Raw genomic sequence first — 17,015 nt, 5'->3', positions numbered from 1 at the left:
AGGTTGAGGGAACGGAACAGTCGCGCTCCAACCTTACGACGATCCAGCCCGGTCGATTTCGACAGTGGCGGTCGAATTTTCTGAAGAAGGGCGGTAGCCCACTCGGCCTGACGCTCCCTGAACGGACCTGTCGCTGCGTTCTCGCGCGCCGGCACCGAGGCTGCCAGGGCCCAGGCGCAGGTCGGACCGAGTTCGCAGTTCAGTGCTGAAGGATGTCGAGTGCACCAGGCTGCTCGGCGGCGCGCGCTGCGGCATCGCGATGGATCGATCGCGTGGCCTCGGTCAGGTTCAGCCGCGGTGTGATGCGCCCGTTCCGGTGGTCGGTGACCGGTGTGCCGGTCGAGGTGAGGCGAAACACCGTGGCATCGACGTCCTCCTCAGGGGCGGCGCCGGGCGCGCGCAGCACGGCGATGGCTCCGGCGACATGCGGCGCGGCCTGCGACGTGCCGCCCATCGTGAGCTCGGGAGCGCCGCCCGCCGAGATCCGAGCCCCCGGCGCCAGGAGCGTCAGCAGCGGACCGCTGTTGCTGAAGCAGGTGACCCTGTCCGCCCTGGTCGACCGGTCGGTGCAATTGGACCAGCTGATCGACCCCAGGTTCTCGTCGTACACCGCGCCCACGCGGACGGCACCCGGAGCGCAGGCCGGGTCTGAAAGGCCGCCGGTGTAGCCGTTGTTGCCCGCCGCCACCACGGGCAGGATGCCAGCGGCCCTGGCTTCCGCGAAGGGCCGGGTGGCCCAGGACGCCGTACATTCGCTGCTCAGGTTGGAGGAATCGCCGAGGCTCAGGTTGAGCGCGACGATGTTGTACCGCTGCTGGTTGCTGATCGCCCAGTTGATGGCCGCCGTGATGTCCTGAGACCGGGCCAGGCCGTTGCGGCCAAACACGTCCAGTGCCGCGATGCGTGCACCGGGCGCCACCCCGGCGACGATGCCCGCCACGTTGGTGCCGTGCATGCTCTGCCGGTCGTCGAGCTGGCGGTCGTCGGCGGCGGTATCGAGGGCGGCAACCACCTTGCAGCTGGCCGGTACACCGGGGGCGGTGCAGGTGCCGAACGAAGCACGGCGGTAGTCGACACCGGTGTCCAGCACGGCCACCGTGGCTCCGGTGCCTCGGAACCCGCTGGCCACGGCGTCGACTTGGCCGATGAGGGGCAGGCTTTGGGTCAGGACCGGTGCATAGGTGCGGCTTTCGTAGACGGCCTTGACATTGGGGTCATCGAGCAGCTTCAGCAGCCCTCGGCGATCCTTGCTGCGGACGAACTGCATCGGCAAGGCGTCATAGTCGGTCAGGATCTCGTACTCGCCCTTGGACAACGCACTTTCGACGGCTTTCTTCACGTGCGAATAGACCCTGCGCTTGGTGTGCAGGGTGGCGGCGGCGTCCGCACTCGCGGCCCCCATGGCAACCGGCGCATGGAACTCGACGATGAACTCGTTGGATGACTTGGCCAGCAAACGTCGGGCCGCTGCGCGCTCGAGCTTCGCCATGGCGGCGCTGCTCATCTGCTGCTGTGCCTCGGCCGCGGACAGATCGGATGCGGCATGTACGGCCAGCGGCCCGAGGGCTGCGCACAACGCAGAACTGAAGAAGGCAAGTTTCATGGCTTTCTCTCCGTGTCGCTACAGGTGGAAGAAGGCACGACCACACCAGCGAGCGTCAATGCAAAGCCCGACGGCCCATCCGGATGGGCCGTGTGACGGACGCGCTCGCTGCGCGCCGATTGCACGGTGGACATTCAAGGACAAGCGGCCCAGCATGCCGGGCCGCTTGTCCTTGATAAGTGGAAGTCGCTCCGGCGAGGGTTCCGGGCGAAGACCTCACCCAAGGGTCAGGGTGCAGATCGTGACTGGATCACTCCGGCGTTCCGGTGTGTGGCGGGCTGTACGGAGCGGACGCCGGCCTCAAGGCGCAGGGCGGCCCTGTGCCTCGCAGAGCCGCAGGTTGGTACGGGTGGCGCGGAGGATGTCGATCAGGCTGTCCACGAGCATCGGCTCCGTCGATGCCTCGCGCAGCTCGGTGTCGCTCTTCGCCGCATCGGCCGCCAGCGGCTGCAGCAAGCGCAGGCAGCCGGCCCGGTCGCCGAGCTTGTAAAGCGTCAGGGCGAGGTCGTTGCGCAGCCAGCCGGTTTCGAACCGGTCCATGGTTTGCGCGCAGCTCTTGAACACCGGCTCCAGTGTCGCCCGGGCCCGCCGATAGTCCTTGGCATCGTAGAGGCGCTTGAAGTCGGCTCCGGCCTTGCGCCGCTGCGCGGGCAGGCAGCCGGGCTGCGGCTGCAGGTACAGGCCGTCGAAGCGCGCTCGCGCGCCGCAATGGTTGCGGCAGCTGTCGGCCCCGTTGTGGCGCACTTCGACATGCGGGCCGCGCGCCCGAAAGCTCAGCTTGCAAGAGGGCTGGTCCAGCGGCTCAGGGCCGTCGTCGACGAGCGTGGTCTCGCCGCGGCTGCCTACCTCACCATCGACTTCGCAGGTGTGCGCGTTGGTGCCGACCGAACTGATGGAGAAGTCCAGCAGACGCCCTTTGCTGCGCTGCAAGGTCAGATGGCCCCAGCCGCCTTCGGTGACATAGTGACCGGGCTGCAGCACACCGCTCGGGGCGGCGGCTGCAAGGGGCGGTGCGGCCACGGCGGCGAAAGCGAGAGCGAGCGCGGCTGCGGGTCGTTTCATGGGCAGGTTGAGGCGGTGGGAGGGTTCAAGGCCAAGGCTTTTACCGACAGCAAAAGCCGGCATTATCGTTCCGGCCATCGGCCGACAGGGATACTTCGCCAAGTGCAGGCCGGCCTGCCGACGAGGGGCCTGCCCGGGCTTGGGTGCCGGGCGGTGCCAGAATGTCTGGCGCCGGCTTTACATCTGCCGTGTTCCCTCCCGCCCTTCTGCACACCGCCTTGCATGAGCCCCGCCCGGCCGCCCGAAGGGGCTCGCACCGCGGTGCGCAGCACGGAGGTTCCTCAATGAGCCCAGACAGCTTTCCCGACGTCTTGACCACCTCCAGGCTCGTGCTGCGCAAAGCAGGCCGGTCCGACGTGCCCGCCCTCCTGAAATACCAGATCGACAACCGGACGCACCTGCGGCGATGGGAACCGTTTCGAGACGATGTTTTTTTCACCGCGGAGCACCTGGCGGGACGGCTGGCTCAGATGGAGGAGGACATGGCCGCCGGCAGGGCGGTCCATCTCATCCTCCGGCTGCCGGGAGACGAGGCGATGGTGGGCGAGTGCAATTTCACCAGCATCGTGCGCGGTGCCTTTCAGGCCTGCGTACTGGGCTACTCGCTGGACCGCGGGTTCGAGGGGGGAGGGTTCATGAAGGAAGCTCTTTCCGTGGCGATCGAGACGATGTTTTCCGTCTGCAAGCTGCACAGGATCATGGCGAACTACCACCCGGAGAACCTTCGGAGCGGGCGCCTGCTGGAGCGGCTCGGCTTCGAAAAGGAAGGCAGGGCGCGCGCCTATCTCAAGATCAACGGTCAGTGGGCCGACCACATCCTGACGTCGCGGATCAATCCGGCCGATTGATGCCGCTCCCGCCGTGCCTCACGTCTTGTCGGAGCCCGGGGCGATGTCCTGCGGCAGCCTGGAAGCGTGACGCGGCGGTACAAGGCTGGAGAGTCCGACAAGAACCGCCCGCTCTGCGGCAGGATAGTCGGCGTAGATGTCGCGCCACCGCGTCTGGTGGGTCATCGGCGTCCCGTCGACCTCCATGTCGTACTCGATGCCGATGGCATAGCCGCCCCGCGCCTTGGCAATGTGGAGTCGATAGCTGCAATCGTCCGGCATCGTGATGGTGCGGATCGGTGCCGCCTGGAAGACCGGATAGAGCCGCTTGTAGCGCTCTTCGCGCAGATGGAAGAGATAGGTCCACAAAACGAACAGCCCGAAGAAGGCGACGAACAGGGCAAGCACCACCCATTCCATCAGGCCTACGCCGAGCAAGAGGATCACCCATGGCAGCAGGAAAAATCTGCCGCCGAGGACCGGGACCAGCAGGGTCCCCGTGGCGGCGACAGTCAGCCCGATCAGTTGCTGTGTGTTGGACATCGTATGGAGATTGACCGGACTTCGACGTGCCCGGGTTGGCGTGGGCGCAAGTTGCCTGAGGTGTCGTGACGGAGGGCCGGTGCGTGTCTGGAACCGGGGCAGTGTAGCCAGAGAGCAGCGCCGGATTGGTTGCGTCCCCCTGGCTGGGGGGGCAGCCGCGGGCCGGGCCATGTGGTCGGGGGCTCGGCCGGCGAGATACGCGGTGCCGCTTTCCGATTTCGGGGCGCGCCGCTGTTACCAGTTCGATTGCCGGTCTTCCCGCAATGGCTAGCATTTCTGTCGTGGAATCGATTCCATGCTGCGGCACTTTCCCTGCGATTGAAAGGTGCGCCTCTTCCCGTGCAAGGTGAGGCGAGCACCTGGTGCCGTGACGTTTGCAGCCTTTCGGATTGAGCAGCAGGAGCCGGCACCGGCAGCAGGTTCATGCTCGACGAAAAAGACACCGATCGCGCCTGGTCCACGGCGCAACCGTTTGAAAAAGGAGACTGAGATGTTGAAACGACTCCCCGAGTCGCTGGCGCTCGCTGCAGCCGCCTGGAGCGCCTGTGGCGCTGCATCCGCCCACGGCCTGATCCAGGATCCGCCGTCGCGCAACTGGTTCTGCGGCGCGGTCACCAAACCCGACCACAGCGGCAGTGCCGCGCAGCACCCCGAATGCGCACAAGCCTTCGCCTCGGATCCGAGCGGCGGGTACAACTTCATGAGCGTGCTCACCCACACCCGCGGGCGCACGGCGGCCACGCCCTTGCCCAAGAACGTCTGCGGCTTTGACAGCGAAAGCTGGAAGGGCGGCGCCACCCCTTGGGACACGGCCATGAACTGGCCGACCAGCAAAATGTCCGCTGGCCGGAACAAGATCACGTGGAACATCCTGTGGGGCCCGCACTTCGACGACACCGAAGAGTTCCGCTACTGGATCACCAAGCCGGGCTTCGTGTTCTCGCCGAACAAGCCGCTGGCCTGGAGCGACTTCGAGCCGGCCCCGTTCTGCACCCTCAAGTACAACGACAAGAACCCGACGGCCAACCCCGATGTCGTCGCTGCCAAGGGCACCCACCAGTTCCACACCTACTGCACCGTGCCGGCCCGCAGCGGCCGCCATGTGATCTACGGTGAATGGGGCCGGCTGCCGCCCACCCTCGAGCGTTTTCACGGCTGCGCCGACGTGGTGTTCGACGCCAGCGGCACGCCAGCGCCGAAGCTCGAAGCCCGCATCGCCGCCATGCCGGACGTCAAGGAGATCGCCGGCGAAGGCTCGCTGCTGCTCGATGGCTCGGGCTCCGTCGGGACGGGCCTGAGCTACAAGTGGACGATCAACGCGCCGAACCCGGGGCTCTACAGTTTCGAGAACAGCGCGGCGGCCATCACGCGCCTGAATTTCACCGCCCCCGCTGCGGCCGGCACCGTGCAGGTCTCCTTGCAGGTCACGGGTGCGGACGGCACGAGCAGCGCCTCGAAGTCGTTCACGCACAAGCCGGTGAACACGTCCAGGTGGACGGACCTCGGTGCGCTTGCATCAGCGGGCCGCACGCTGCAGGCGGGCGACAAGGTGCAGTTGCGCCTGGTGTTGAGCAATGGCCAGGACCGCTACCTGCCCGCCGCACCGCTGTCCATCACGGCGGCCAACGCCGGTGCGTCGACCTGGCCGCTGGCCCTGGCCCGAGCGGTGAACGCGGCGGGGGGGAGTGTGCGTGTCGGTGTGCTGAGCGGCACCCAGATCACTCCGACGGCTCACGCCACCGCCAACCGGGTCTATGCGGCCGGCTCCGACATCGCGAGTGCACATGTGCAAGTTCGAGGAGTGGCAGCCCCTCTGACCGCCAGCTACACCGTGACCAACGACTGGAACAGCGGCTACTGCGCCACGATCAAGGTGACCAACCACGGGGCCTCCGTGGCCAACTGGTCCGTCAGCATGCCGGTCCAGGGCACGGTCAACCAGGTGTGGAACGCTGTCCATACGCAAAGCGGCAGTCAGCTGAAGCTGTCGGGCCCGCCGTGGAACCTCGGTCTCGCGGCTGGCGCCAGCTTTACCCAGGCGGGCTTCTGCGCGGACAAGTGATCAGCCCTTGAAGGGGGCCGAGCTGCGCCGGCTTTGTCATCTGACAAGTTGCTCGAACCCTGATGGGCCGCCGCACAGAGGCAGCCCGTCGGAGGGGGGCGCCGTCCAATCGGCCCGGTCGGAATAGAAGTAGTGCCCGGTGGGCCGGAGTTCGACGGGTGTCCGCAGTGTCCCCGCGAGAAGGCCGATGACATTGTCGTAGCCGCGGGTGACGTGGTACAGCGTCGTGCCGCAGGCGGCGCAGAAAAACTTGGTGGTGCGTTCGCTGACGGCGAAGCTGCGCACCGCCCCCTCTTGCGCATCCAGGGTAAACCTTTGCGCGCCGACGCTCACCCAGGTTGAAAAGGCCGCGCCATGTTGGCGACGGCACATGCTGCAGTGGCAATGGATGACTTGTATGGGCCCTGGGTCGACGGTATAGCGGCAGGCGCCGCAATAGCACTGACCACACACGCTGTTCATGATGCACTCCCGACGCTGAGACCTACGCGGTTATAGACGATGTGCCTCTGTTCAGGTGAAGGGCCTCGGCCACCCGTTGGTGCGTCGGCCTCCCGCGGCCAGCGCAGCTTGCCTTCACGACCGGCTGTACGTGCGGACGAAGGGCGCTTGGCGGCAACTGGAAGGACGTCCGGTCCAGCAGCCGTGCTCTCAGCGCGGCGGGGGCTGATCAGTCCCCGCGGCCAGCCTGCCGCTGCAGGCCAGGCCCGGGAGCCGTCACCCGATAGGTGACCGCTCGCGCCTTCACCGGTATGCCGCTGCCGTCCTTCGCGGTGCGCAGCAGCGGGGCCGGGAGCGTGATGCGCGGTGCATTCGACGGGCCATGAACCCTGGCGACCGGCGACACGCAGCGCTCGCTGTCGTCCGCCGGGACCACCTCCGCCAGTTCGCCGATACGCACGAAACCGCGTGTCGTGGTCAGTGCAATGACCTCGGTGCCCCAGCAGAACTCGGCGGCATGGTCGACCAGCACCAGCGCCTTCACACAAGCCGCTTTGTCGCCTCCATCACGGCACCCCAGAGGGGCCGTGAAGCCTTGCAGGTCGGCGGAATAGGCCTCCCCCATGGAGGTGATCCTGCGCGTCTTCCACGGCCCGGCTTTCGATGTCTCGACGGCCAGAACGGTCCACTCCAAAGGGTCCGCCGTGCCGACACCGCGGCACAGGGCCAAGGCCACGTCGGGGACAGACGCGAATTCGAGAAAGGCACGGCACTCGGCCTGCGCCGGCAAGGAGGACTGCAAGGCGGACGGCACTTCGGCCCGAGGGGTATGGCGCGGCCAGACGTCGGCCATGGACGGCACGCTGGCAGTGCACAGCAGGGCCACAACGCAGCATCGCTGCAGGAACACGCAAGGGCGAGGAAGGAGCATATCGGTCATGGTCAGCGGCTGGATCACCGGAGTCTGCAGCCTGCCTGCCCGCAGCGCTCGGCCTTGGGTACTTCCGCCGCAGCAGCGCATCCCCTGCTTACATCTGATGCGTTCAAGGCGAGCTTGCAGATCTATGTTTAACACGTCGTAGCTTCGATCCGCTGTCGGGTGCTGCCATGCCTCTGCCTGCCCGCTCTCGCTTTGCTGTTCTCTCTCGCATGGATGGCTGCCGCCGGCTCGGCATCGCCTGCTCGCTGATGGCGGCCTTCACGGCTCCGGGCTGCAGCTCGGGCCTCGCCGCCTATGACGACCTGCTCGTCGAAGCGAGGCGCTGCCACGCCCAGGAGGCCTGCACCGTCGCGGGTGGCGTCGAGGGCTGCCGTTGCCCCAGCGCCGTCCGCGCCGATGCGGCCACCACGGTCGATGCCGCCGCCCGCGGGGCCTCCTGCCCCGCCCGGCAGCGGCTCTATTGCCCGCCGCTGGTTCGGTCCCGCTGCGACCAGGGCTCCTGCCTTGCCGATGTTGTCGTCCAGTAGCTTGCCGGCCCGGGTCTGACAGGCCGGACCGCCTGCCGGGTGCTTCGGGTCGGTGTTCACGGAGACCGATTCATGAACCACACCATGCACACCTTCACGGCCGCGGGCCGCGGGGCCCGGCGCGTCTTCGGCGCCCTCGGCCTGGCTGTCGGCCTGTCGCTCGTCCCCGGCCTCACGCCGGCCCAGACCACCTACTACATCGACGAATCGACCGACTTCACCGGCAACGGCTGCGAAAACGCCGACCTCAACGACGTGACCTCCAGCCTGCAGGCGGCGCTCAACAGCGCCGGCTGGACCGGCCGGCGTTTTGTCAATGCCAATGCCTGGCCGCACGACTTCATCGAGGCCTCGCTGTCGGGGCCGGGCGGGCTGGACAGCACCTATGCCGACACGGCCACCTTGTCGGTCTACGCCGGCCACGGCAACGTGGCGTTGCTGCAGTTCGGCTTCCAGCGCAACGGCCGTTGCCTGGTGGACCTGCCCAACGACACCTGGCTGGGCACCCGTGCCGGCGACGGCGCCGCGTATGCGATGTACGTCACCAGCTGCACCATCAACCTCAGCGGCATCGCCCGCCACTTCAACAACCAGATCCGCCAGAGCTTCGGCTATCACAACTCGCCCTCGGTGGGCGACGACCAGCCGCGCGACTTTTTCAACGCCACGGCGGGCACCACCAATGCCCAGGCCTGGATCAACGAGATGGAAGACCGGCCGGGCTGGATGACGGGCGACAACTCGCCCATCGTGCTGACCTTCGGGCTCGACGCGGCCAACTGCGACTGGGTGCGCGACACGGCCTCGCTGCGCGGCGGCCGGCTGGTGGACCTGGCACCCGAGCCCCACGGCTGGTACTGCTGGATCATGTTCGACCACGGTGGTTGCTGAACCAAGGAGATGGACATGGACTACAAGTTGACGCTCCTGCTGGCCCTGAGCGCTGCCGCCCTGGCTTTCTCGCAGAGCGCGGGTGCACAGATCCGCGACGTGGAAACGCCGCAGGTGTTTGCGAGTTTCGAGATGACGCGGCCGGTGGCAAGGCCCCAGGAGGTCGCCTTGCGCGCCTCGCGCGCGGCCGAGGCGATGTTGGGCGCACGGGTCGCGTCGCCGGCTGCGGCGGCGGTGGTGGGGCGTACCGAGGAAGGCGCCGGACGCTCGCGCCTCACGCTCGCGCAGCTGCCGTCGCTCGATGTGCAGTACCTGGCGGACTATGACGAACTGCGCCTGGTCAATCGCGACGCCCAAGTCGCGAAAGCCTCGGGCACGGCGATCGGGAAGGAGCGGGCGCTGGACATTGCGAAGCGAGCCTTCGACGAACTCGCCAGCCGGCAGCTGATCGATGCACGTCACTATGACTGGCGCCGGGCCGACGTGGCTAGCACCTGGGTCGGCGGCGGTCCGGTGCGTGGCAATGCGCAAGCACAGCAGCAGCTGGTGGAGTACCGCATCACGCTCAGGCGGGTCATCAACGGCATCGAGCTGGCCAATGCGGGCCTGCGTATCGCCGTCGGCGTCGACGGGCAGCTCAGCAGCCTGAGGCTGGGCGGCGTTTCGGTCGCCTCGGTGTTCCAGGAGGACCGCGAAGTACCGGCCGGCGCCGGCGTCTGGCACCACCGCGAAGTCGTGCCGGCGCAACTGCAGCAGCGCATCGAGCGTGAGCTGGCGGCCCAGGGCGGCACCCCGAAGGTGGCCTGGTCGCGCGTGATGTACGTGATGCCGGAGAACCAGCGCAGCGCGGTGGTGGCGCCGATGTATGTGGTTTCCTATTCGCTCGCCGTGCCGAGCGGCACCGGGCAGACCGTGGTCAGCCGACGCATGACGGTGGGCTATTCGCTGACCGACGCGCAGGCGCAGGCCGTGGACCTGACCCCGCCCGCACGGGCGGTCAAGGCCGACGAGGTGGTCAAGCAATAAGGGCGCTCGGGCCCGCTGCGGCATCGGGGCTGCGGCGGGTCTCCGCAGTGTTCGGCGCACCTGCTCCGACCCTGTCCCGAAGGGACAGTTAACAGGTGAAAGGCCCCGCAAGCCCGCGTAACCCCGGAGTCGTTGTCGGCGACGCTGCTTCACAATCGGGCGGCATGGACCACCCCCGGCAGCGGGACAAAACGAGAGGGCAGGAGCATGGGAATGATCGGATGTTTCGCCGCGGTGAGCGAGGCCAAACTGACTGAGCTGCGGGCAGACCCGGACGCGGTCGCCGACTTCCTGTTCACGGAAGCCGAGGACGGCGGACCTGCCGAGGCGCTGGACATCGACAAGACCTGGCACGGCCTGCACTTCCTGCTCACAGGCGAGTCCTATGGCGGCGAGGGGCCGTTGGCCTGGGCCATCATGGGCGGCGAGCCCATCGGCGAGGACGTGGGTTATGGCCCGGCGCGCTACCTGGAGCCGCAGCAGGTGCGCGAGGTGGCCGCGGCGCTCGCGCCCATCACGGTCCAGGCGCTCAATGCCCGCTATGACCCGGCCGCCTTCGAGAAGGCCGACATCTACCCGACCGGCATCTGGCGGAGCGAAGGCCAGGGCGCTTTCGACTATCTCGCCGAATGGTATGAAGACCTGGTCGCGTTCTACGCCCGTGCGGCGGAGCGGGGCGATGCGGTGTTGCTGTACGTGGCTTGAGGACGGGCTTCAGGCCGGGCGCCGGAACCACTCGGGCGCGAGTGTCAGCGTCACTCCGAAGGCGGAGGCCGCCCTGCACCCGTCGCAGCTGTGGAAGTCCAGTTCGCCCAGGAGGCCGATGACGATCACCTCGCGGATGCCGGAGGCGAGGTAGGCCTGCACCTTGTGCTCGACTTCGGTCTTGCGGTTGCCAGGGGAGAGCACTTCGACGACCAGGTCCGGGGCTTCCAGCAGGTCTTCGGCGGTGGTCACGACCTTCCACCGTTCCGATGGCATCCACACCACATCGGGGACCCGGACGCCGGCGGCGGCCGTGAGGACCGCGGCTTCGACCACGGCCAGGCCGCCTAGCTGGGTGCGCAGCTGGAAGGCGACCTCGGCGCACAGCAGTTGATGCCGGTTGGTGGGTTTCGGGCTCACGACGAGTTCCCCGTGTTCTGTCAGTTCATACCGGTCCGGAAGATCCTGCTGCTCGGCCAGCTGCAGCCAGAGCCTCCGCAGGGCTGCCGGAGACAGTGTGGTCTCAGCATGCATGGTGTCCTCTGCTCTTCCAGTGTCGGTACGACGGACAGCCGTCCTGGAACGGTGCGCGCTTTGACGTCGATGATAGCCGTGCCCGTTCAGCCCCCCACCCTCAACGCTGCTTCTTCGCGATCGCCTGCGCCAGTGCCTCCTTGTTCATCGAGGACCGGCCGCGGATCTCCAGCTCGGTGGCGCGCGCATACAGCTCCTGCCGCGTGTGACCCTGCACGTCCACGCCGCCGGCCGTCGGGCCCTTGCCGTCGCGTGCAGCCTTGCCGCGGCGGGCGGCCTGCGGGTCCGAGGGGCCCTTGTGGTCCTTGGCTTCCCAGTGGTCGCCGACCTTCTCGTAGCTGTGCTTGAGCGAGGCGTAAGCGGTACGGCCGGCGCGCTCGCCGGGGCCGTACTCCTGCTCGGCGCTGCGCAGGGTCTTGGCATAGGTGCGCTGGGCCTGGGGCGACGAGCGCTCCAGCGTGCTGGGCATGTTGACGCCGTATCGTTTCGACATGAGGGATCTCCTTTCGTCAGGAAGGGGGCGGCAGGCCGCGGTGTTCCAGCTCGGCCAGGCGCTGCTGCAGGGTGTCGATGCGGTCGAGCAGGTCCAGCGCCAGCGCCAGTCCGGTCACGTCGAGCTCCAGGTCGCGCAGCAGGCGCGTGGCCCGGCGCGCGCGCTTGAGCGCGCTGCCGCCGAAACGCCATTCGCCGCCGTGCAGGTCGGCCGGCTCCAGCACGCCTTCTCGCACCAGCGTCACGATCCAATCGCCGCTACAGCGGCAGGCGCGGCCCAGCTCGTCGATGCTGAGCTCGATCTGCTCTTCGACCAGGATGCCGACGGGGCGGTCGGTGGGCGGCTGACTCATCGTTGGCTCCGGGGCAGATGGGCGCGCGGGTCGAAGCCGGCCGCGCTGCGCGCCAGCGCGCGGTAGGCATCCTCGACGGCGGCGCCGTCCGGGGGCGGCAGTGCGATGGTCAGCACCACGTAGAGGTCGCCCGGCGGCTGCCCGGGCAGGCCCTTGCCGCGCAGGCGCAGCTTGCGGCCGGCGGCCGAACCGGGCGGGACGGTCAGGGTTACCTCGCCCTCGGGCGTGGGCGCGGCGACACTGGCGCCGAGCGCCGCTTCCCACGGCGCCACCGGCAGCTCCACGCTCAGGTTGCGCCCGTCCAGGCGGAACAAGGGGTGGGGACGGAACTCGACTTCGAGGTAGAGGTCGCCGGCCGGTCCCCCGCCATGGCCCGGTCCGCCCTGGCCGGTCAGGCGCAGCTGCTGGCCGGGCCGGAGGCCGCGCGGGATGCGGACCTCGATCTGGCGCTCCTGCAACTGCACGCGGCCGTGGGCGTCGGCCACCGGCAGGCTCAATCGCAGCTGGCGGGTCGCCCCGCTGTAGCTGTCCTCCAGGTCGATCATGACCTTGGCGTGGTGGTCCTCGCCGCGCGTGGTGCCCCGCTGCGGCCGCGCCTGGCGTGCGCCGCGAGCGTGGCGGCCGAACAGGGCTTCGAAAAAGTCGCTGTGCTCCTCGCTCCACGGGCCGCTGAATTCTTCGCCGAAGGCACTGGCGAAGTTGGCCTCGCTGAACTCGTAGCCGGTGTTCCAGTCGGGCGGCGGTTCACCCGAGGGGCCGCGCTGCTGCCAGCGCCGGCCGGCGTTGTCATAGGCGGCGCGTTTTTCCGGGTCCTTCAGCACCTCGTAGGCCTCGGCCACTTCCTTGAAGCGGGCCTCGGCCCCGGTCTCCTGGCTGACGTCCGGGTGGAATTTGCGCGCCTGTCTGCGGTAGGCGCGCTTGATGTCCTCGGCGCTGGCGTCACGGTCGACGCCGAGGATGGCGTAATAGTCCTTGAACTCCATGCCGGTCCGCCTTTCAGCGTGCAAGGGGCTGCCGGCCTGTGGCAGCCCGTCTATCGCAGCGGTGGCAAGTGAAGTGCCCGAGCGGTCAAGCGGCGGGCCGCCGGCATAATTCATTGGATGAAAGCAAGGATCCGCCCCGCCGCACCGCACGACGTGCCCACCCTGGTCGGCCTGATTGCCGCGCTGGCCGACTACGAAAAGCTCACCCATCTGCTGGAGATCACGCCGGAAAAGCTGCATGCGCAGCTGTTCGGGCGGCGCCCGCCGGCCGAGGTGGTGATGGCCGACATCGAGGTCGACGGCCGGCCGAAAAGCGTCGGCTATGCCTTGTTCTTTACCAACTTCTCGACCTTTCTGTGCCAGCCGGGCATCTATCTCGAAGACCTTTTCGTGCTGCCGGAGCACCGCGCGGGGGGCATCGGACGTGCGCTGCTGGAGCACGTCGGCGCGCTGGCGGTGGAGCGCGGCTGCGGGCGCTTCGAGTGGAGCGTGCTGGACTGGAACACCCCGGCGATCCGCTTTTATGAAAGCATGGGCGCCACGGTGATGCCTGAGTGGCGCATCTGCCGCATTGCCGGCGACGGGTTGCAGCGTTTCGCACGCTGAACGGGGCCTTTCCTGCCTGCCTTCCTCCGCTTTGAGCTATTCATGTTTTACGGCGTCACCGATCTCGCAAGCTTTGTCCTCGGCACGATCTTCATCGTGTTGCTGCCCGGGCCCAACTCGCTTTACGTGATGTCGGTTGCTTCGCGCTTCGGCGTCGCGGCCGGCTACCGCGGGGCCTGCGGTGTGTTCCTGGGCGACCTGGTGCTGATGGTGCTGTCGGCCACCGGCGCGGCCTCGCTGCTGCAGGCCACGCCCGCCTTGTTCCTGGCGATCAAGTACGCCGGTGCTGCCTACCTGGCCTGGATGGGCGTCGGTCTGCTGCGTGCGGGCTGGGCGATGTGGCGCGGCCGCGGCGAGGCGCAGCCCGAGACGCCGCCCGCCGTCGATGCGTCAAACCCTTTCCGCACCGCCTTGCTGATCAGCCTGATGAACCCGAAGGCGATCCTGTTTTTCGTCTCGTTTTTCATCCAGTTCGTCGAGCCGGGTTATGCGCACCCGGCACTGTCCTTCGTGATCCTGGGCAGCATCGTGCAGTTTTTCAGCGCTCTCTATCTCTCGCTGCTGATCTTTGCCGGCGCCCGCCTGGCGCAGCAGTTCCGCCGTCACCGGCGCCTATCGGCCACCGGCACCGGCGCGGTAGGCGGGCTCTTCCTCGGCTTCGGCGCGAAGCTGGCGGGCGCCAGCCTGGGTTGAGGCAGCTCCCACGGGCGTGAGCACCGGCTGCGCGGCGAAATGCCGCGCAGCGTTGCCGAGGAAGACGTCCACGCAGCGTTCGGCAGGTCGGCAGGCGCGGGTCGCAAGGCCGGTCGTGACCGTGCAGGAACTGGAATTGCCAGGAACTCGCGGTCCACCCATGCGACCGGAGTTTGTCCATGTCCGCTCTGCGACCTTCGCTTCTTCTGCGGGTCACCGGCTTGTTGATCGCCTTGATGGGAATCGGCCTGGTCGCCGGAGGCGCCTGGCTGATCGCATTGGGCGGCTCCTGGTACTACCTGGTCGCGGGCCTGGCCTTTGTGCTGGGCGCCTGGCTGCTCGCACGCGGCCGCTCCGCGGCGCTGTGGGTGTTCGCGGCGGTGGTCGGCGCCACGCTGGCCTGGGGGCTGTGGGAGGCGGGCCTCGACTGGTGGCCGCTCGCGGCGCGCGTCGACGTGCCCTTCCTGATCGGCCTGTTTCTGATCACGCCCTGGGTGAACCGCCGCCTGACGCCGCCGTCCAGGCCGCAGGCGCTCGGGGTGGCGCCGCCGGCCGATCCGGCACGACCGGGCTGGCACGGCGGGCGGCTGGCGCTGGCCGCCGTGCTGGTCCTGTTCGCACTGGTCGCGCTGGCGTCCTGGATGGTGGACCCGCATCGCATCGAGGGCACGCTCGCGCAGGCGACGACCCCGAGGCCCGGCGACGACGGGCTGGGCGTGCCGGCCGGCGAGTGGCATGCCTACGGTCGCACCGGCCATGGGCAGAGGTATTCGCTGCTGGACCAGATCACGCCGGACAACGTCGGCCGGCTCGACGTGGCGTGGACCTATCGCACCGGCGACATGCGCGGGCGCCCCGGCGACCCGCACGAGACCACCTTCGAGGTGACGCCCCTCAAGATCGGCAACAAGCTGGTGCTGTGCACCCCGCACCAGTCGGTGATCGCGCTGGACGCCACCACCGGGCAGCAGCTGTGGCGCTACGATCCGCAGATCCAGGGCCGGCTGGCGCTCCAGCACCTGACCTGTCGCGGGCTGTCCTACCTGCCGCCGACGGCGGCGGTCCCCGCTGCGTCGGCCTCGGTGCCGGCGGCCGGTGTCGCCGCCGCGCCGGTGGACGCCTCGTCGGCCACCGGCACCGCCGCCGAAACCCAAGCCCGGCCGCCCCAGCCGGTCGCCGCGGCGCACGGCAAGACCAGCGCAAGTTGCACGGCCCAACTGTTCATGCCGACCGCCGACGGCCGCGTCATCGCGCTGAATCCCGACGACGGCTCGGTCTGCACGGCCTTCGGCGGCGGCACGGGACAGATCGACCTGTGGGCTGGCATGCCCCATGTCCGGCCCGGCTCCTACTATTCGACCTCGCCGGTGGTCGTGACCGACAAGGTGCTGATCGTCGGCGGTACGGTGCTCGACAACGTAACGACCCACGAACCCTCGGGGGTCATCCGCGCCTTCGACGTGCGCACCGGCGCCCTGGTCTGGAACTGGGACCCGGGCAAGCCGGACGACACCGCGCCGCTGCCGGCGGGCCGGACCTACACGCCCAGCTCGCCCAACAGCTGGTCCATCTCCAGCGTGGACACCGCGCTGGGCCTGGTCTATGTGCCGATGGGCAACCAGCCGCCCGACCAATGGGGCGGCCGGCGCAGCGAGGCCGTCGAGCGCTATGCCTCCTCGGTCGTCGCGCTGGACCTCGCCACCGGCCGGGTGCGTTGGCATTTCCAGACCGTGCACCACGACCTGTGGGACTACGACGTGCCGGCGCAGCCCAGCCTCGTCGACCTGACGATCCAGGGCCAGGTGGTGCCGGCGCTGGTGCAGCCGACCAAGCAGGGCGAGCTGTTCGTGCTCGACCGGCGCACCGGCCGGCCGCTGCTGCCGGTCACCGAGGTGCCGGCGCCTCAGGGGGCCGCCGAGGGCGACCGCACGGCGCCCACGCAACCCAGATCGGCCCTGTCCTTCGACCCACCGCCACTGGAGGGGCGCCACATGTGGGGCGCGACGCTGTTCGACCAGCTGGGCTGCCGCATCGCGCTGCACCGGCTGCGCTACGAGGGCCGCTACACGCCGCCCTCGCTGCAGGGCACGCTGGTCTACCCCGGCAACTTCGGCGTCTTCAACTGGGGCGGCATCGCGGTCGATCCGCAGCGCCAGATCGCGTTCACGACGCCGACCTACCTGGCCTTCGTCTCGCAGCTGGTGCCGCGCGCCGACGACAAGACGCTGTACGTGCAGGGCGAAGGGCGTCCCGACGACAGCCTGCCGGCGCTCAACGAGAACTTCGGCGCGCCCTTCGCGGTGAAGCTGAGCGCCTTCACCTCGCCCTTCGGCCTGCCCTGCCAGGCACCGCCCTGGGGCTACGTGGCGGCGGCCGACCTCACCACCGGCCGCGTGATCTGGCAGCACAAGAACGGCACCGTGCGCGACAGCTCGCCGCTGCCGCTGCCTTTCCAGATGGGCGTGCCCAACCTGGGCGGGCCCATCGTGACGGCCGGCGGGGTGGCCTTCCTGTCGGGCACGCTGGACTACTACGTGCGCGCCTACGACCTGCGCAACGGCGAGCAGCTGTGGCAGCACCGGCTGCCAGCCGGCGGCCAGGCAACACCGATGACCTACACCGGCGCCGACGGCCGGCAGTATGTTGTGGTGGTGGCCGGCGGGCACGGCTCGCTGGGCACCAAGGCGGGCGACCACGTGATCGCCTACGCGCTGCCGAAGCCCTGAG

At 68.7% G+C, this 17,015-nt stretch carries 18 protein-coding genes; 9 read left to right on the top strand and 9 right to left on the bottom strand.

From position 1 onward, the window contains the following. Nucleotides 1-199: 199 nt before the first annotated feature. Together OOT46_RS08870 and OOT46_RS08865 are read right to left on the bottom strand one after the other, a co-directional pair. Nucleotides 200-1,504: a S8 family serine peptidase gene (locus tag OOT46_RS08870; RefSeq protein WP_265403241.1), complete on the bottom strand. Its 1,305-nt coding sequence runs from the start codon at nt 1,502-1,504 to the stop codon at nt 200-202. Between the two features lie 399 nt (nt 1,505-1,903). Continuing rightward, nucleotides 1,904-2,665 (bottom strand): hypothetical protein, encoded by a 762-nt coding sequence (locus tag OOT46_RS08865; RefSeq protein WP_265403240.1) that lies wholly within the window; start codon nt 2,663-2,665, stop codon nt 1,904-1,906. 284 nt (nt 2,666-2,949) lie between these two features. On the opposite strand from OOT46_RS08865, the gene OOT46_RS08860 reads away from it, so the two are divergent. Then, nucleotides 2,950-3,513, top strand: coding sequence for a GNAT family N-acetyltransferase (locus tag OOT46_RS08860; protein ID WP_265403239.1), 564 nt, complete (start codon nt 2,950-2,952; stop codon nt 3,511-3,513). 18 nt (nt 3,514-3,531) lie between these two features. On the opposite strand, the gene OOT46_RS08855 is transcribed toward OOT46_RS08860, so the two are convergent. Beyond that, on the bottom strand, nt 3,532-4,035 hold the full coding sequence (locus OOT46_RS08855) for a hypothetical protein (protein WP_265403238.1): 504 nt from the start codon (nt 4,033-4,035) through the stop codon (nt 3,532-3,534). A gap of 490 nt (nt 4,036-4,525) precedes the next feature. Here OOT46_RS08855 and OOT46_RS08850 point away from each other — a divergent pair, with 490 nt between their 5' ends. Next, complete coding sequence (locus OOT46_RS08850) at nt 4,526-6,097, top strand: lytic polysaccharide monooxygenase (protein ID WP_265403237.1); 1,572 nt, start codon at nt 4,526-4,528, stop codon at nt 6,095-6,097. A 36-nt stretch (nt 6,098-6,133) separates the two neighbouring features. On the opposite strand, the gene OOT46_RS08845 is transcribed toward OOT46_RS08850, so the two are convergent. Both OOT46_RS08845 and OOT46_RS08840 read right to left on the bottom strand, forming a co-directional pair. After that, nucleotides 6,134-6,559 carry a GFA family protein gene (locus tag OOT46_RS08845; RefSeq protein WP_265403236.1) on the bottom strand — a complete coding sequence of 142 codons (426 nt, stop codon included), beginning with the start codon at nt 6,557-6,559 and terminating at the stop codon, nt 6,134-6,136. 208 nt (nt 6,560-6,767) lie between these two features. Beyond that, nucleotides 6,768-7,496, bottom strand: coding sequence for a hypothetical protein (locus tag OOT46_RS08840; protein WP_265403235.1), 729 nt, complete (start codon nt 7,494-7,496; stop codon nt 6,768-6,770). Between the two features lie 191 nt (nt 7,497-7,687). Between OOT46_RS08840 and OOT46_RS08835 the strand changes: the two genes are divergently transcribed. The 4 genes from OOT46_RS08835 to OOT46_RS08820 all read left to right on the top strand — a co-directional run bounded on the left by OOT46_RS08835 (nt 7,688) and on the right by OOT46_RS08820 (nt 10,627). Then, nucleotides 7,688-8,005, top strand: coding sequence for a hypothetical protein (locus OOT46_RS08835; protein WP_265403234.1), 318 nt, complete (start codon nt 7,688-7,690; stop codon nt 8,003-8,005). 72 nt (nt 8,006-8,077) lie between these two features. Beyond that, complete coding sequence (locus OOT46_RS08830; protein WP_265403233.1) at nt 8,078-8,896, top strand: DUF6345 domain-containing protein; 819 nt, start codon at nt 8,078-8,080, stop codon at nt 8,894-8,896. 15 nt (nt 8,897-8,911) lie between these two features. After that, on the top strand, nt 8,912-9,922 hold the full coding sequence (locus tag OOT46_RS08825; protein ID WP_265403232.1) for a hypothetical protein: 1,011 nt from the start codon (nt 8,912-8,914) through the stop codon (nt 9,920-9,922). 213 nt (nt 9,923-10,135) lie between these two features. Next, the gene (locus OOT46_RS08820; RefSeq protein WP_265403231.1) at nt 10,136-10,627 is read left to right on the top strand and encodes a YfbM family protein; all 492 of its coding nucleotides are present in this window, start codon (nt 10,136-10,138) and stop codon (nt 10,625-10,627) included. 9 nt (nt 10,628-10,636) lie between these two features. Here OOT46_RS08820 and OOT46_RS08815 read toward each other — a convergent pair whose 3' ends face one another. From OOT46_RS08815 to OOT46_RS08800, 4 genes are all read right to left on the bottom strand, one after another. After that, a complete protein-coding gene (locus OOT46_RS08815) occupies nt 10,637-11,161 on the bottom strand; it encodes a Uma2 family endonuclease (protein WP_265403230.1) in 525 nt (174 codons plus the stop codon). Between the two features lie 100 nt (nt 11,162-11,261). After that, on the bottom strand, nt 11,262-11,654 hold the full coding sequence (locus OOT46_RS08810) for a ChaB family protein (RefSeq protein ID WP_265403229.1): 393 nt from the start codon (nt 11,652-11,654) through the stop codon (nt 11,262-11,264). A 16-nt stretch (nt 11,655-11,670) separates the two neighbouring features. Continuing rightward, on the bottom strand, nt 11,671-12,006 hold the full coding sequence (locus OOT46_RS08805; RefSeq protein WP_265403228.1) for a chaperone modulator CbpM: 336 nt from the start codon (nt 12,004-12,006) through the stop codon (nt 11,671-11,673). Next, nucleotides 12,003-12,989, bottom strand: a complete 987-nt coding sequence (locus OOT46_RS08800) for a DnaJ C-terminal domain-containing protein (RefSeq protein WP_265403227.1) — start codon at nt 12,987-12,989, stop codon at nt 12,003-12,005. Before OOT46_RS08800 ends, OOT46_RS08805 begins: the two co-directional genes overlap by 4 nt. A 117-nt stretch (nt 12,990-13,106) precedes the next feature. Between OOT46_RS08800 and OOT46_RS08795 the strand changes: the two genes are divergently transcribed. The 3 genes from OOT46_RS08795 to OOT46_RS08785 all read left to right on the top strand — a co-directional run bounded on the left by OOT46_RS08795 (nt 13,107) and on the right by OOT46_RS08785 (nt 17,014). Further along, nucleotides 13,107-13,595, top strand: a complete 489-nt coding sequence (locus tag OOT46_RS08795) for a GNAT family N-acetyltransferase (protein WP_265403226.1) — start codon at nt 13,107-13,109, stop codon at nt 13,593-13,595. Between the two features lie 42 nt (nt 13,596-13,637). After that, nucleotides 13,638-14,288 (top strand): leucine efflux protein LeuE, encoded by a 651-nt coding sequence (gene leuE / locus OOT46_RS08790; protein ID WP_265403225.1) that lies wholly within the window; start codon nt 13,638-13,640, stop codon nt 14,286-14,288. A gap of 179 nt (nt 14,289-14,467) precedes the next feature. Then, nucleotides 14,468-17,014 (top strand): glucose/quinate/shikimate family membrane-bound PQQ-dependent dehydrogenase, encoded by a 2,547-nt coding sequence (locus tag OOT46_RS08785; protein WP_265403224.1) that lies wholly within the window; start codon nt 14,468-14,470, stop codon nt 17,012-17,014. Nucleotide 17,015 lies beyond the last annotated feature (1 nt).

The sequence above is a fragment of the Aquabacterium sp. A7-Y genome, from assembly GCF_026153205.1.
In the GTDB taxonomy this organism is placed as follows: domain Bacteria; phylum Pseudomonadota; class Gammaproteobacteria; order Burkholderiales; family Burkholderiaceae_C; genus Caldimonas.
This window is presented reverse-complemented; position numbering and strand designations above follow the sequence as displayed.